This window comes from Bradyrhizobium sp. sBnM-33 (assembly GCF_032917945.1).
Taxonomy (GTDB): Bacteria; Pseudomonadota; Alphaproteobacteria; order Rhizobiales; family Xanthobacteraceae; genus Bradyrhizobium.
The window spans coordinates 8,047,158-8,062,178 of the sequence record NZ_CP136624.1; the positions used below are offsets into that span (position 1 = coordinate 8,047,158).

16 protein-coding genes and 1 riboswitch are annotated in these 15,021 nt (G+C 62.7%); of the genes, 9 read left to right on the top strand and 7 right to left on the bottom strand.

From position 1 onward, the window contains the following. The first annotated feature begins 5 nt into the window (after positions 1 to 5). A complete protein-coding gene (locus tag RX328_RS37750; protein ID WP_213248145.1) occupies positions 6 to 1,133 on the top strand; it encodes a class I SAM-dependent methyltransferase in 1,128 nt (375 codons plus the stop codon). After that, a complete protein-coding gene (gene pgeF / locus RX328_RS37755; RefSeq protein ID WP_213248143.1) occupies positions 1,130 to 1,897 on the top strand; it encodes a peptidoglycan editing factor PgeF in 768 nt (255 codons plus the stop codon). Before RX328_RS37750 ends, pgeF begins: the two co-directional genes overlap by 4 nt. 4 nt (positions 1,898 to 1,901) lie before the next feature. Here pgeF and RX328_RS43990 read toward each other — a convergent pair whose 3' ends face one another. Beyond that, positions 1,902 to 2,018 carry a zinc-binding dehydrogenase gene (locus RX328_RS43990; RefSeq protein ID WP_213248141.1) on the bottom strand — a complete coding sequence of 39 codons (117 nt, stop codon included), beginning with the start codon at positions 2,016 to 2,018 and terminating at the stop codon, positions 1,902 to 1,904. A gap of 128 nt (positions 2,019 to 2,146) precedes the next feature. On the opposite strand from RX328_RS43990, the gene RX328_RS37760 reads away from it, so the two are divergent. Both RX328_RS37760 and RX328_RS37765 read left to right on the top strand, forming a co-directional pair. Further along, positions 2,147 to 2,767: a hypothetical protein gene (locus tag RX328_RS37760; protein WP_213248139.1), complete on the top strand. Its 621-nt coding sequence runs from the start codon at positions 2,147 to 2,149 to the stop codon at positions 2,765 to 2,767. 171 nt (positions 2,768 to 2,938) lie between these two features. Then, positions 2,939 to 3,892, top strand: coding sequence for a ribose-phosphate pyrophosphokinase (locus tag RX328_RS37765; RefSeq protein WP_213248136.1), 954 nt, complete (start codon positions 2,939 to 2,941; stop codon positions 3,890 to 3,892). Positions 3,893 to 4,050: 158 nt separating this feature from the next. Here the strand turns inward: RX328_RS37765 and RX328_RS37770 are convergent, their stop codons facing one another. The 3 genes from RX328_RS37770 to RX328_RS37780 form a co-directional block, all read right to left on the bottom strand. Then, the gene (locus tag RX328_RS37770) at positions 4,051 to 4,866 is read right to left on the bottom strand and encodes an SDR family NAD(P)-dependent oxidoreductase (protein WP_213248134.1); all 816 of its coding nucleotides are present in this window, start codon (positions 4,864 to 4,866) and stop codon (positions 4,051 to 4,053) included. A gap of 147 nt (positions 4,867 to 5,013) precedes the next feature. Then, entirely contained in the window at positions 5,014 to 5,592 is a 579-nt protein-coding gene (locus tag RX328_RS37775) for a 6,7-dimethyl-8-ribityllumazine synthase (protein WP_065743548.1), read from the bottom strand. A 77-nt stretch (positions 5,593 to 5,669) separates the two neighbouring features. Further along, positions 5,670 to 5,822: riboswitch (FMN riboswitch) on the bottom strand. A 295-nt stretch (positions 5,823 to 6,117) separates the two neighbouring features. Further along, positions 6,118 to 6,813, bottom strand: a complete 696-nt coding sequence (locus RX328_RS37780; RefSeq protein ID WP_213248132.1) for a class I SAM-dependent methyltransferase — start codon at positions 6,811 to 6,813, stop codon at positions 6,118 to 6,120. Between the two features lie 271 nt (positions 6,814 to 7,084). On the opposite strand from RX328_RS37780, the gene RX328_RS37785 reads away from it, so the two are divergent. Both RX328_RS37785 and RX328_RS37790 read left to right on the top strand, forming a co-directional pair. After that, complete coding sequence (locus tag RX328_RS37785) at positions 7,085 to 8,128, top strand: glycosyltransferase family 2 protein (protein ID WP_213248353.1); 1,044 nt, start codon at positions 7,085 to 7,087, stop codon at positions 8,126 to 8,128. Next, positions 8,128 to 8,727, top strand: a complete 600-nt coding sequence (locus tag RX328_RS37790) for a class I SAM-dependent methyltransferase (RefSeq protein WP_213248130.1) — start codon at positions 8,128 to 8,130, stop codon at positions 8,725 to 8,727. Before RX328_RS37785 ends, RX328_RS37790 begins: the two co-directional genes overlap by 1 nt. 15 nt (positions 8,728 to 8,742) lie before the next feature. On the opposite strand, the gene RX328_RS37795 is transcribed toward RX328_RS37790, so the two are convergent. Next, on the bottom strand, positions 8,743 to 10,263 hold the full coding sequence (locus RX328_RS37795; RefSeq protein WP_213248128.1) for a hypothetical protein: 1,521 nt from the start codon (positions 10,261 to 10,263) through the stop codon (positions 8,743 to 8,745). A 178-nt stretch (positions 10,264 to 10,441) separates the two neighbouring features. Here RX328_RS37795 and RX328_RS37800 point away from each other — a divergent pair, with 178 nt between their 5' ends. The 3 genes from RX328_RS37800 (at position 10,442) to proC (ending at position 13,962) form a co-directional block, all read left to right on the top strand. Next, positions 10,442 to 12,064 carry a glycosyltransferase 87 family protein gene (locus RX328_RS37800; protein ID WP_312017957.1) on the top strand — a complete coding sequence of 541 codons (1,623 nt, stop codon included), beginning with the start codon at positions 10,442 to 10,444 and terminating at the stop codon, positions 12,062 to 12,064. Between the two features lie 391 nt (positions 12,065 to 12,455). Next, positions 12,456 to 12,956 carry a YbjN domain-containing protein gene (locus RX328_RS37805; protein WP_213248126.1) on the top strand — a complete coding sequence of 167 codons (501 nt, stop codon included), beginning with the start codon at positions 12,456 to 12,458 and terminating at the stop codon, positions 12,954 to 12,956. Between the two features lie 184 nt (positions 12,957 to 13,140). After that, the gene (gene proC, locus RX328_RS37810; protein ID WP_213248124.1) at positions 13,141 to 13,962 is read left to right on the top strand and encodes a pyrroline-5-carboxylate reductase; all 822 of its coding nucleotides are present in this window, start codon (positions 13,141 to 13,143) and stop codon (positions 13,960 to 13,962) included. Between the two features lie 133 nt (positions 13,963 to 14,095). Here proC and RX328_RS37815 read toward each other — a convergent pair whose 3' ends face one another. Then, entirely contained in the window at positions 14,096 to 14,491 is a 396-nt protein-coding gene (locus tag RX328_RS37815; RefSeq protein ID WP_213248122.1) for a thioesterase family protein, read from the bottom strand. A 156-nt stretch (positions 14,492 to 14,647) separates the two neighbouring features. After that, positions 14,648 to 14,860, bottom strand: coding sequence for a tautomerase family protein (locus tag RX328_RS37820; RefSeq protein ID WP_213248120.1), 213 nt, complete (start codon positions 14,858 to 14,860; stop codon positions 14,648 to 14,650). Positions 14,861 to 15,021: the final 161 nt, after the last annotated feature.

Below are 15,021 nucleotides of genomic sequence, written 5' to 3' on the forward strand. Positions count from 1 at the left end.
AGGCCGTGACCGAATTTTCGCCGTTACAGTCGGAGATCCACAAGCTGATCAGATCGTCAGGACCGATGCCGGTCTGGCGGTACATGGAACTGTGCCTGATGCATCCCGAGCACGGCTATTACGTGTCGCGCGATCCATTGGGCCGTGAGGGCGATTTCACCACCGCGCCCGAGGTCAGCCAGATGTTCGGCGAACTGCTCGGTCTATGGACGGCCTCGGTCTGGAAGGCGATCGGTTCGCCGCCGATGCTGCGGCTGGTCGAACTCGGCCCGGGCCGCGGCACCATGATGGCGGACGCGCTCCGCGCTGTCAGGGTGCTGCCGCCGCTCTATCAATCGGTCCAGATCCATCTCGTCGAAATCAATCCGGTGCTGCGCGAGAAGCAGCAGGCAACGCTATCCGGCGCGCGCAACATCACCTGGCACGACAGTATCGACGACGTGCCCGAGGGCCCCGCGGTCATTCTCGCCAACGAATATTTCGACGTGCTGCCGATCCATCAGGTGGTCAAGCGCGAAACCGGCTGGCACGAGCGCGTTGTCAACCTCGACGCCAATGGCAAGCTGGTATTCGCCGCCGCGGATGACCCGATACCGCGCTTCGAAGTGCTGCTGCCGCCGCTGGTGCGCGCGGCCCCGATCGGCGCCGTGTTCGAATGGCGGCCGGATACCGAGATGATGAAGATCGCGGCGCGGGTGCGCGACCACGACGGTGCTGCACTGATCATCGATTACGGCCATCTGCGCAGTGACGCCGGCGACACCTTCCAGGCGATCGCCCGCCACAGCTTTGCCGATCCCTTGAAGAATCCAGGCCAGGCCGACGTCACCGCCCATGTCGATTTCCAGGCGCTGGCGCGCGCGGCGGAGGACGTCGGCGCGCGCGTTCATGGCCCGGTGACGCAGGGCGAGTTCCTCAAACGGCTCGGCATCGAGACCCGGGCCGTTACATTGATGGGAAAGACCACCCCGGAAGTTTCCGCTGACATTTCCGCCGCGCTCAAGCGCCTGACCGACAGCGGCCGCGGCGGCATGGGGTCGATGTTCAAGGTACTTGCGGTTACCGAACCCAATCTCACCTCAGTCGCAGGTCTCAGCGACGAACCGCCGGTGCCGGGAGACGAAAAAGCATGACGTTCGGATCGTCGCTGCTCGCAGCCATTCCCGGGCTGCGCCACGCGTTCTTCACCCGCGAGGGCGGGGTATCAGGTGGAATTTACGAAGGACTCAATGGCGGATTGGGGTCCAACGACGATCCGGCCAATGTCGCGGAAAACCGCCGCCGGATGGCCGAGCGGATGGGCGTTGCGCCCGAACATCTTCTCAGCGTGCACCAGATCCATTCACCCGACGCCGTGGTCGCGACCGGACCATGGCAGCGCGACAAGCCGCGCGCCGACGCGCTCGTCACCCGCACAGTAGGCATCGCCATCAGCGTTACCGCCGCGGATTGCGGCCCGATCCTATTCGCCGACGCCAGCGCCCGCGTGATCGGCGCGGCACACGCCGGCTGGAAGGGCGCGCTGACCGGCGTGCTGGAATCCACCATCGAGGCGATGGAAAAACTCGGCGCCGACCGCTCCGGCATCGTCGCCGCCATCGGCCCCCTGATCCGCCAGCACTCCTACGAAGTCGGCAGCGAATTCGTGGAGCGCTTCATGGATGCCGACGCCGAGAATGCAATGTTCTTCATTCCCTCGGTTCGATCAGGACATTCGATGTTCGACCTCGCCGGCTTCATCCGCATGCGGCTGGAGAACGCCGGCATCCTGATGATCGACGACCTCGGTGTCGACACCTATTCCGACGAGCGCTTCTACAGCTACCGTCGTTCGGTGCACCGGAAAGAGCCGGACTACGGCCGCCACGTTCACGCAATCGCGCTGGCGAGCGAGTAATTTCCTACTTCAACCGCAGCACCACCTTGCCTCGCGCTCGGCCGGCTTTCAGGTAGGTGAGCGCCGCAGGCAACTGCTCGAAAGGAAATTCGCGTCGAGGCCAAAGGCTCGCATGGATCATCCCGCGCGGTTGAAGAATTCTGGCAACAAGAAGGAGAGACCGGACGAGCTGGCCGCCATCTTTTTTTGGCGAGCTTATCCACGCGCTGCCCTAGACCTTAACACATTTTAACGATATCGCAGGGAGCAATGAGGAACACCTTGATTGCTTCGTGTCTGCGAGCCCCGCACGCCTTGATGGCCGCGGCGCTGCTTGTCATTTCTTGTGCGCTCGGTGGCTGTGCCGGCGGCGGCGCGGCCAGCGGCTCGTATGCGATGGCCCCGAGCGCGGGCGGCGGTCCTACCGTGGCATTTGAATCGATCGATGGTCCGCCGCCGCAGGTGTTCGACCGAATGGTCAGCGTGCTCGATAGCGAATCGAAGCTCCGAAACCTGTCGATCGTCTCGCGCGAGGGCGGAGCATCGTACCGCGTGCGCAGCTATCTCTCGGCGCAGGTGGTTCGCGGCAAGACCGTGATTGCCTGGGTCTGGGACGTCTATGACAACAACCAGCAGCGTGCGCTGCGACTTTCCGGCGAAGAGCCCGCCGGCAAGGCTGGCCGCGACGCCTGGGCGGCGGCCGACGACCTCGTGTTGCGGAAAATAGCGCAGGCCGGCCTCAGCGGTCTGTCCGGCATGATCAACGGAAGCCCGGATGCAGGACCTGCGCCGGCTCCGGAGCGTCGCGGTCCCGCGGTCGCGAGTGCCGAAGAAACAGTACCCGCCCAGGATGCGGCCGGCGTCACGGCGCTCAGTTTCAGCGCCCAATAAACAGCCCTGTAAAGTCCCGTATCGGCCGATTTTTGACCGGGAAAACGACATCAACGGGTTGCCAGCCGAGCCGCCCGCCTGATATCTCCTCGCTCACCAAAACGCGCCGGTTCCCGAGGACTTCTCGATATGCTGAACGTCGTATCCAGCAAGGCGCGAGGAGAAGCGTTGATGGCGGCCAAAAACGGCTCAATCAAGCTGGTCGCCGGTAATTCCAATCCCGCGCTGGCCCAGGAAATCGCCAACTGGCTGCATCTGCCGCTGACCAAGGCGGTGGTCCGGCGCTTCGCCGACATGGAAATCTTCGTCGAAATCCAGGAAAACGTCCGCGGTTCGGACGTCTACATCATCCAGTCGACGTCGTTTCCGGCCAATGACCATCTGATGGAGCTCCTGATCATCACCGACGCGCTGCGCCGGGCCTCCGCCCGCCGCATCACCGCGGTGGTTCCCTATTTCGGCTATGCGCGGCAGGACCGAAAGGTCGGGTCGCGCTCGCCGATTTCGGCCAAACTCGTTGCCAACCTGATCACCCATGCCGGCGTCGACCGCGTGATGACGCTCGATTTGCACGCCGGGCAGATCCAGGGCTTCTTCGACATCCCGACCGACAATCTCTACGCTTCGCCGGTGATGGTGCGCGACATCAAGGAGCGCTTCGACCTCGGCAATGTGATGGTGGTGTCGCCCGACGTCGGCGGCGTCGTGCGCGCCCGCGGACTGGCCAAGCGCATCAACACGCCGCTCGCCATCATCGACAAGCGCCGCGAGCGCGCCGGTGAATCCGAAGTCATGAACGTGATCGGCGACTGCGCCGGCTACACCTGCATCCTGATCGACGACATCGTCGATTCCGGCGGCACGCTGGTGAACGCGGCCGACGCTCTGATCGCCAACGGCGCCAAGGAAGTCTACGCCTATATCAGCCACGGCGTGCTCTCAGGCGGCGCTGCCGCGCGCATCGCCTCGTCGAAGCTGAAAGAGCTCGTCATCACCGACTCGATCCTTCCGACGGAAGCGGTCAACAAGGCCGCCAACATCCGCACGCTGTCGATCGCGCCCCTGATCGCCGAAGCGATCAGCCGCACCGCGTCGGAAGAATCGGTGTCGAGCCTGTTCGACTGAAGCAGGTCCGTAGGGTGGGCCAAGCCAACGGGTCGCGCGAACGCGCGCCCGATGACAGGCTCCGCGGCGTCTCGAAGGATGAATGGCACTAGCGGGGCCGCATGGTTCGAGACGGCGCTAAAGCGCCTCCTCACCATGAGGGTTTAGCAGGCGCCTTGCTATTCAAATCCCGGTCGCGGCACCAAATTCATCAGCATATTGGCGTAGCCGCCATCGACCATGATCTCCTCGCCGTTGACATAGGACGCGCGATCGCTGGCGAGAAACAATATCGCATCGGCCATATCCTGCGGCATGCCGACCCGCCGCAACGGCACGACGGCGGCGCGGCGTTCGGTGACGCCCGGTGTATCGTAGAACGCCTGACTCATCGGCGTGATCACCATGCCGGGACTGACGACATTGCTGCGGATGCCATGCGGTCCCCACTCGTTGGCGAGTTGCTGCGAGAGCATGATTACGCCGGCCTTGCTGACGCTGTAGGCGCCGCTCTGCCCCTGCGCATTGCTGCCGGCGATCGAGGCGACGTGAACCAGGCTGCCGCGGCCATGCGCGCGCATCTGCCGGCCGAACACCTGCGCGCAGAGGAAGTAGCCGGTCAGGTTGACGGTGAGAACGGCATTCCATTCGGCAAGCGACAAGGTGTCGAGCGCACCGGGACGCAGCACCGCCGCGGTGTTGACCAGCACGTCGCACGACGCCAGCGATTTCTCGATCATCGCGGCCGCAGCGGTGACGCTCTCGACATCAGTCGTATCGCAACGCGCGATGACATGGTCAGCGCCGAGCTTGGCGAGTTCGGCGCGCGTTACCTCAAGCCCGCGTTCATCGAGATCGATGGCCGCGACCCGGGCGCCGGCCTGGGCAAAACTGAGGGCAACGGCGCGGCCGATCCCGCCTCCCCCGCCCGTCACCACGCAAACGCGGCCGGATAGGCCGAGCCAATCGGAAGATTCTCTTTCGGCGTTGACCATCGATGCCTCCAATTGAGAATGCATTCGTCATTGCGAGCCAACAGGTCGCGCAAATGCACACCCGATGACAGGCTCCGCGAAGCAATCCATCGAACCACAAGTAGATAGATTGCTTCGTCATTTCGTTCCTCGCAATGACGGGACTTGTTACCCCCCAATCCCCGCTGCCACTTGGCCGCGCAGCCGCTCCAGGCTGTGCAGCGTGTTGGCGCAGGCTTCCGCGACCTCGATGCCCTTGATGACGAAATGCTTGCGGAAGAATTCGTGGTGCACGGCGCTTTCATGGAATTGCTGCGGCGTCAGCACCGCCGAGAATACCGGCACCTCGGTCCTGAGCTGCACGTCCATCAGCGCCTTGATCACGGTGTCGGCGACGAATTCATGGCGATAGATGCCGCCGTCGACCACGAGGCCGGCGGCCACGATCGCGGTGTAACGCCGCGTCTTGGCGAGCAGTTGCGCATGCAAGGGGATCTCGAACGAGCCCGGCACCTCGAACAGATCGACCTGCGCGCGCGTGATATGGCGCGCCTCGATCTCTTCGAGGAAGGCAATGCGGCATTCCTCGACCACGTCGCGGTGCCATGACGACTGCACGAAGGCGATGCGCTGCGGCTTGACGAAACGCGGATGCACCGGCGCCGGCGGACGCTCGGGCACGTCAGGAACGTGATGGGCTTCGGCTGTTTGGGATTGGACTTCAGGCTCTTGCAACATCTGATTCATGGCTTTCCTCTTTCAGGACCAGAATCAGGGCATACGGAACGACGCCGACCCACGCGCAAAGGTGCGAGGCCGCCGCAAACCGTTCTCTTTCATCCGGACTATAACCGTCGGCTTCGGAATCACACCGAATCTGCTGACCCTTCTTCTCGAGAGAAAAGAAGGCGCTCGCGGGCTTGGGCTACGTCACCCTTACCGCCGGTGGGGACTTTCACCCCGCCCTGAGAACATCGGCCGCCCGGAATGGACGACCTTTCTTCAGAATATGACCAAGGCCGGGGCGTCAGCAAGCGTCTTTGGCATGGGCAAACGGCATGTCCCTATGCCGCCGAAACAGGGCATGTGGCCTGCCGGATCGCTGTCCTTACTCAAGTCGTGGCAATTGAGATAGGTTTGCTAAGAACAGGGGAACGCTCGACATGAAAATTCTTCGTCGGAATTTCCTCAAGCTCGCCGGCGCACTCATCGCTGCGCCCGCCTTGCCGCGGTTGGCGTCCGCAAGCCGGAGTAAGGGTCCGCCGCCCGTGGCTACGTCTTTCGTGCGAAGGCTACATATTGCGCACCGAACGGGAGCCAGGCAAGGCCGGCCTCGAGCGGGCGCAACCGCGCGAGGCCGCGCGGGAAAAACAGATTGTATTGAACGCGAGGCGACGCCCATCCCGCGGCACTCAATCGCTTCGCCAGGCTACGCGCAAAAATCAGCCTGGCGTTCTCGTCGAACGGGCAGGTGTTCACCGCATGAACCGTCAGCGGGTTCAGCGGATTGTGCTCGAAGATCGCGATCAGGCCGCCCGGCCGCGTGATCCGGCGCAGCTCCTTCAGCCAGGTCACATGCTCCTCGTGGGGGATGTGATGGAACACGCAAGCGGAGAAGGCAACATCGAACGCGCCGGCTTCGCAGGGAATGCGACTGTCCTCGATCAGAACATAGTTGCCATTGCCGGGGTAACGCTCCTTGCCCAGCGTGAGGCTGCGCTCCGAGACGTCGGACGATGTCAGGGCAGCGTCCGGAAAATACTTTCGAAAGAACGGAATCGAATTGCCGATCCCTGAGCCGAAATCGCAGATCTGCGAGACGCCGATCTGCTCACGATCGACGATCTGCCGGAGCTGCCTGATCTTGTATTCGGCGAAGTATTCCGGGCCCTCGCCGGTGACCGCCACATTCTCGCGATGCTGCTCGTAATAGGCGTCGGCAAAGCGATCAAATTCAGCCTTGTCCATGTAGGCGATCCTGGTTTCCGAAAAAGGCGGCGGTCGAGCGGCGGCGCGCGGGGCCGGCACTCATCGTGACGCAACGTTTAGATAGCGCCTAAACATTTGATTAATTTAGCCGCAGCCGGCTTCGACGAATCGTAGCGCGGCAGGTCTAAAAATTGATGAACAATTAACCGGGCTTCATCGATTATCGCAGGCAGCACTTCGAACCGATATCATTGCCGGACAGGCTGCCAAACCCATGGAAATTCAGGACGGGACGCCGCGCCCCGGCAAGATGTTTCTGTCCATCGTTGTACCTTGCTACAACGAAGAAGACGGCTTGCGCGAATTTCACCACCAGATGACTTCAGCCGCGCGCGCGCTGTGCGGCCAGCGGTTCGAGCTGATCCTGGTCGATGACGGCTCGACCGACCACACCTGGAAGCTGATCAACCAGCTCTCGGCGGAAGACCGCAATGTCGTCGCGGTCCGGCTTTCCCGTAATCACGGACACCAACTGGCGCTGACGGCCGGGCTTTCCACCGTGCGCGGCGATCTGGTGCTGGTGATCGATGCCGACCTGCAGGATCCGCCGGAATTGCTGACGCCGATGTACGAGATGATGGCGCGCGAAAGCGCCGATGTCGTCTACGGCCTGCGCCGCAGCCGCGCCGGCGAAACCCGCTTCAAGAAGAAATCGGCCAAAGCCTTCTATCGCCTGCTCGCCAGGATCACGCGCGTTCATATCCCGGTCGATACTGGCGACTTCCGGCTGATGAGCCGCCGCATCTCCGACCAGCTCGTGCAGATGCCGGAGCATGACCGCTTCATCCGAGGGATGGTGGCCTGGCTCGGCTACAAGCAGGTCGCCTACGAGTACGACCGCAATCCGCGCTTCGCCGGCTCAACCAAATACCCGCTGGCGAAAATGATCGGCTTTGCCGCCGACGCGCTGATCAGCTTTTCGATGGTGCCGTTGCGGATCGCGACCTATGTCGGTGCACTCCTGACAACCGTTCTCACCTTTGTCGGCATCGGCGCCGTCATCAGCTGGATCCTGTCGGGCACCGTGCCTGGCTGGACCAGTTTGACGCTACTGGTCGTGATGATTTCGTCAGTCCAGCTCCTCGTGCTCGGGCTGATCGGGGAATATGTCGGACGCATCTATATCCAGTCCAAGAACCGCCCGCTGTTCGTGATCTCGCATATCCACCGTCGTGGGCGGCTGCCGCACCATGCGAGCGACGGCGAGGATCACGTCGAAAAAGCGACGTTCAAGACCTTGCTGGCCCAATCGGGGCCGAAGCCGCGCAGCCACGCCTACGACGAGGCCTCCTGATGAAGGCGATCCTGAACCATCCCGCGCTTTACCAGGCCTACCAGAACGCCGGCGGATTCTTTGGCGCCCGCATCAAGGCGATCGCCGATTACCTGACGTTGCGGCCGGGAATGCGGATGATCGACATCGGATGTGGGCCCGGCCATATCCTGCGCCATCTGCCCGAAGATATTGAATATACCGGCTTCGACATCTACGAGGCCTATATCGCCTATGCGAGGCGGTCGTTCGGCCATCTCGGCACGTTTCATTGCCGCCATTTCGACGCCGCAGCCGCCCGCGAATTCGCCGGCGCCGACGTCGTCATGATGAACGGCGTGCTGCATCACATCGGCGACGATGGCTTGCAGGCCACGCTTGCCGACATCCGCGACGTCCTCAAGGAAGACGGCGTCCTGTTCACGCTGGACGGCTGCTATCGCGAAGGGCAGTCTCGCGTCGCCAAATGGCTGCTCGACAATGACCGCGGCGAATTCGTCCGCGACCGCGATGGTTACGACCGGGTGCTTCGCCGCGCGTTTGGAAAAGTGAACCTCGCGATTCGCGACGATTACTCGCGCGTGCCATACACCTTCATCATCGGCGTATCGCAAAAGTAACCGGCGCCAGAACGGTCAATCGTTCCGGCGCAGGATGTCGATGCCCTCGACCGTCCGCACCAGCGAGTACGGCTTGAGTAACTGCGACACTTCGACGTCGGCGCGCGCCCAGGCGCCCCACTCATTGCGCAGATTGTCGACCAGGACGATGTCGGGCGGTAGTTTTTTGAAATCCTCGATCAACCATTTGCGTTCCAGCGCTAGATAATCGTTGAGCTTGGCATCGGCGGCCGCATCGACGGTTGTCCTTTCGCGCGTCAGCCGCACGAACTCGCGGATCCAGAGATTCTCCTGACGGGAAACCCAGACGCCATTGATATCGCGCACCAGCGGATGGCCGATGGCGGCCTCGCCGCTTAGTACCAGTATCCGCGGACGCGGCTTGAGACCCTCGACCGCTTGCCTGACCGGGCCGACATACACGTTGGCATAGAACCAGAGCATGCCGACGACGAAGGTCGCCGCCAGCACGGACGCTGAAATCGCGTCACGAAGGCGCGAGCGCGATGCGGCATCGGCCGCACCCGCCAGCGCGTACCCCATCGCGAGTAAAGCAGCCGCGACCATTGGATAGGAGTGATAGGCCCAGCCGCGCCGCTGCAGGAAGAACGAAGCGGCAAATCCGATTGAGGCAAGCACCGCCACCAACAAGGCCGGATCGGGCTTCGTCTTCTGCCGTGCCAGCAATACCGAAACCAACGCGACCGCTGATATCAGGGTTGCGTCGTTCAGGAAAATCACCGAAGCCGGCATCGACCACGACAAATAGGTGTCACGAACCAGCGGATAGGTGATGGTGAAGTATTCCGAATAGAAGATGTAGGTTCCGAGACTAACCGTCGTCACGATGACACCGGCGATGATATTTTCCGGCGCAAACAGCACGCGCCACGAGCGCGAACGGATAGCGGCAAACAGGATGCATAGAAACGCCGGCACCGTGAAGAACGGCTTGAACGCCAGCGTAATGCCGGCACCCACGCCCGCGATCAGGATCGCCCACAGCGGCAGCTGCTCGCGGTTGCTGCGCAGCGCGTAGACGGCGAGCGCCGGAAGAAAGGTCAGCAGTGCGATGTGCTCGCGCTGAGCAAAGACGTGCATCGGCAGGATCGTCACGACGGCTGCCGCCCACACGGCAAACGCTCCCGATATGCATGGGGCCATCGCTGGCGAGAGCCGCAGGAGGCGCCACACGGCAAACAGGGAGGCAGCCGCAAGCAAGAGAAGCTGGGCATCGATCACATGCCGCGCATCGACGCCCAGAATACGCGCCAGCGCCACGCCGGGCAGATAGGCGAAGGGCGCCATCGGCGGGTTGATCTCGATGATGTCGCGGTAGAGCTGCTGCCCGTCCAGCATGCGTTCGCCGATAACGAGCAGCCAGCTCACATCGGTGTTCAGGGGAATGATCTGCCTGAGCCCGACGGCGATCGCAAAGACAACGCCGATCAGAATTAGCGGCATCGGCGCTAATTCTGCCCGCGCGGCCGAACCCGATGGCGAGCGGAGCGAAGCGGCATCGAACGGCGAGGTCATGAACTCATCCTACGAGAAAGACCCCGCGACGCTAGCGAATGGGCGTTAACGCGCGATTTGCGAACGATCCGGAAGGTACCGATGATGACGAAACATTCACGAATCCTTAAAGCCGGCAACCTAGAGGTATCTCACGTGCCCAACTCCAGATCGCCCGAGCGACGCAAATGGAACAAGCGTGACACACGCCGCTGACGTTGTCGGCACGGATGCTGCAAGGCCCGCGGATCGGGCCCGGCAAACGCCAATCCTTCAGATCAATATTCTGGTGCCGATGGCCATCGCGCTCGGCTCGTTGCTGGCCGGCGCGATCTACACCTGGTTTGCCGGCGAGGACGTCAACTGGGATTGGCAAAACTATCACGAGTACAATGTCTGGGCCGTCATCAACGGCCGCTACGGCATCGATGCCTTGCCGGCCGGCTTTCAGGCCTACTTCAACCCGACCGTCTATTTCCCGGTTTACTATCTGCGCCATCTGCTGCCGCCACCCTACGGCCTGATGATCATCGGCGCGGTGCACGGCCTCAATCTGCTGCTCATCTATTTTCTCGTCCGCGTTCTGCTGCGGGAAGCGGCAACAGCCAGCGCGATCGGCGCAGCGATCCTGATTGCCGCTGTCGGACCAATGACGCTTTCGGAAGTGGGCACGAGCTTCTCCGACATTCTCGCCGCGCTTCCGATTGTTGCAGGCTGTATCTTGATCCTGTCGGCAAATGGATCGCATCACGGGCGCTATATCCTGGCCGGGCTGTTGATCGGTGCGGCCGTCGGTCTGAAGTTGACCAACGTCGTCTATGCGCTCGGCGCGGCTGCCGCCGTGCTGGTTGCGGCCCGGCCGCTGCTGGCAACGCTCTGTCTCGGAGTTGGCGGGCTGATCGGCGCACTCGCGACCGGCGGCGCCTGGGGCCTGATGCTCTGGCGCGAGATGGGCAATCCGATTTTCCCGCTCTTCAATGCCGTGTTCCAGTCAAAAGAACTGGTCCCGATGAACATCATGGACTGGCAGTTCATGCCCCGGGGTCTCCTCGATGCCCTGGCCTATCCCTTCTACTGGCTGGTCGGCGACAACAGGAGCTCGGAATATCCGTTCCGCGATGCGCGATTTGCGGTGGCGATGGTGTTGATCGTGCTCGGCATCGGCCGCTCACTCATCGCCCGCGCTACGATTTTCAGCCGACGCGATGTCCAGTTCCTGCTGTTCTTCGCCGTCTCCTATGCGACATGGCTCGCGCTGTTCGCGATTCAGCGTTACGCCATCGTGCTGGAGCTGTTATGCGCGCCGCTGATCGTCCTGCTGATTGCGCGCTGCATGGCCGCGATGCCGGGGGCACAGTCGGGCCGGATCTCCGCGGTGCCCGCCAATTCGATGATGGTCGCGACGGCGTTATGCGTGGCGTTGTGGTCGCAACCGGGCGACTGGTTCCGCCGCCCCTGGTCCGATCCGTACAACCCAACGATCTCGAAGCTGCTTGAGCAGCCGGCGCTCTATTTCCTTCTCGACAAGCCGCTGGCCTATGTCGCACCACTGCTGCCGCCGCAGTCGCGGTTTTATCAGATCGCCGACATTGCCATGCCCATCATGCCTGACGGCGAGTTCGACCGCCGCATTCGCACCGCGCTGAACAATCCACTGCCGGGCGGCGCATGGGAATTGCACACGCGCGGCAAGCCGATCCGCGAGACATTGCTGGAACGGTATGGTCTGCGGGTGGATGCTTCGCGACCGTGCGTCGAGATCGAAGGCGCGCAGCTCGGAACAACGATTGAGGCGTGTCCGCTGGCTGCGCGCGAGAGATAAGACCAAAGCGCTTCCGCCGGTCCTTTCCCGGCCCGTGGGTGCTAGCAGCGACACGGCTTGATGTCGTCCCGAGAATTAACCACAAATTAACCATTGTGGCAGATCTGCCCAATTTCCTCCGGCGCACCGGACTCCGCGGCGCTCGAATCCGATTCCGGTTTGTTCTCAAATTAATCCTTTTGACCGCGTTCAACTGTGGACGACGCCGCTTTGGCCTGTGGACGGACTCAGGGGTCAGTTGCGCGGATTCCGCAAATCACATCACTTGAGCTCGGCAGGCCCCGGGACGATCCGCGATCGGGGGATTGCAGCCGGCGGCGGCGCATCAGTTCAACGCGCGCCGTGCTCCGCGTGCGTATCAGAAGAATTCAAGAAACAGGGTCGAGACGGCATGTCCCTCCTCGAAAGCAATTTTGATTCCCGGAACAACCCGCTCGCGGTGGTCGAGGATATTGCCGCAGATAACAACTGGGCGTTCGAGCGCTCCGGCGAAGACGAAGTCACGATCGCCTCCAAAGGGAACTGGACCGACTACCAGCTCTCCTTCACCTGGATGGCGGAGATCGAGGCACTGCACCTGGCCTCCGCCTTCGATATGAAGATTCCCCCCGCACGCCGCGCGGAAGTGCAGCGGCTGATCGCGGCGATCAACGAACAATTATGGGTCGGCCATTTCGACATCTGGACCCACACCGGCATGATCATGTACCGGCAAGCGCTGGTGCTGCCGGGCGGGCTGAGCGCCTCGACCGCGCAATGCGAGGTCATGCTGGCCGGCGCCATCCACGCCTGCGAGCGCTATTACCCCGCGTTCCAGTTCGTGGTCTGGGCCGGCAAGACCGCCACGGAAGCCATGAGCGCCGCCATGTTCGATACCGAGGGCGAGGCTTAGGCCTTTCCATCGTCGCGGCCGCCTCCGCACACTGGATGTCGTCGCCACGAACGCGGGGACCCATACGCCGTGGCGCCAATTATGCAGGACGGCGCTTGTTGCAGATATCTTGATCCACTAGAACCGCCTGTGGTTATGGGTCCCCGCGTTCGCGGGGACGACCCTTGCACTTGTGGTGACGCCTATGAGTACCACCAACGCACTTCAAAACCTCCACGGCACCATCGCGCTGGCCGGCGCGGGCAAGATGGGCGGAGCGATGCTGACCGGCTGGCTGGCCGGCGGTCTCGATGCGAACCGCGTGATTGTCGTCGAGCCTCACCCGTCCGACGAGATCAAGGCCCTCGTCGCCAAAGGTATCCGCCTCAACCCCAAGGACGCCGGCACGGTCGATACGCTGGTGATGGCGGTGAAGCCGCAGACGTTCCGCGAAGCGGGGCCGGCGCTGAAGTCCCTCGTCGGAGCGAAGACGCTCGTCGTCTCGATCATGGCAGGCACGACGATTGCGGCACTTGAAGAAGTCTGCGGCGACGTGGTGGTTCGCGCGATGCCGAACACGCCGGCCGCGATCGGCCGCGGCATCACAGTTGCAGTATCAGCAAAAAATGTCAGCGCCGCGCAGCGCGCCACGGCCGATGCGCTGCTGCGCGCCACCGGCTCGGTCGAGTGGGTCGAGGACGAAAGCCTGATGGATGCGGTGACCGCCGTATCCGGCTCCGGCCCGGCCTACGTGTTCCTGCTCGCCGAAGAACTCGCACGCGCCGGCGTCGAGGCCGGCCTGCCGGTGGAGCTTGCGACAAAGCTCGCGCGCGAGACCGTCGCGGGCTCCGGCGAATTGCTGTACCGCTCGGACCTTGCTTCGGCCACGCTGCGTCAGAACGTCACCTCGCCCGGCGGCACCACCGCGGCCGCCCTCGAGGTGCTGATGGCCAAGGACGGCCTGCAGCCGCTGATGATCCGCGCGATCGCCGCGGCAACGAAGCGCTCGAAGGAATTGGCGAAGTAGTTCGTAGTCGCCGTAGGGTGGGCAAAGCGACTTGTCCGCCGTAGCTCAATGAAGGCGGTGCCCACCACCGCAAGCACGGTGCCGGATGGTGGGCACGCTATGCTTTGCCCACCCTACGGCTCCGAGCAAGCCGCTACTTCCCCGCAAGTCTTTTTGTAAACGTCTCGACATTGACGAGGCCGCGGGCATGGCGGCCGTCGCCGATCTTGCGTTGGCCCTCGAAGGCTTCGACCTCAAAGCGGATCACGCGGCGCTCGACTGCTGCGACCTTTCCCGTAACGCGCACCGTCGCACCAACCAGCGACGCGCCGAGGTGGCGGATGTCGACTTCGGTGCCAACCGTGATCCAGCCGGGCTGAAGATGGCTACGGATGGCGTCGCTCGCCGCCATCTCCATTTCCAGGATCATCATCGGCGTCGCATAGACCATCGGCATATCAGGCACGAAATGCCCGACGGTGCGCTCGGGCGGCACAACCAGCGTCCGTTCCGCGCTCATGCCGATTTTAATGAAGTCGCGTGCGTCCATGGGAATGACTTTCTTTCCCTCTCCTCTTGTGGGAGAGGGTGGCTTCGCGAAGCGAAGACGGGTGAGGGGTCTTCTCTCCACGGATAGAAACCCCTCATCCGTCGCGGACTGCGTCCGCGCCACCTTCTCCCACAAGGGGAGAAGGAAGAGACCGCGCTACTTCTTCGCTTCCGCAGCCGCCGCGGCGCGCTCCACAAAGGTCTTGCCGCCCTTCATTTTGTGGGCCAATGGCGCTTCGTTGATCTGGATCACGACCGCATCGGCATCGACCCCGAGATTCTTGACCAGCGCCTGGGTGATGTCGCGCATCATGCCGGCCTTCTGCTCGTCGGTGCGGCCAGCAGCCATGCTCACAGTAATCTCAGGCATTGGTAATGCTCCCTTTTTTTGCTTACTCGCCAAACCACTATTGCCGGGCATAGTAGTCTGCCCACGCAGACTACGTAACTTTGTCTGCGCCCGGCAATCCATCATTTTGAACATGGACACGCGGGTCAAGCCCGCGTATGACGAAATCAGCTATCCCCACT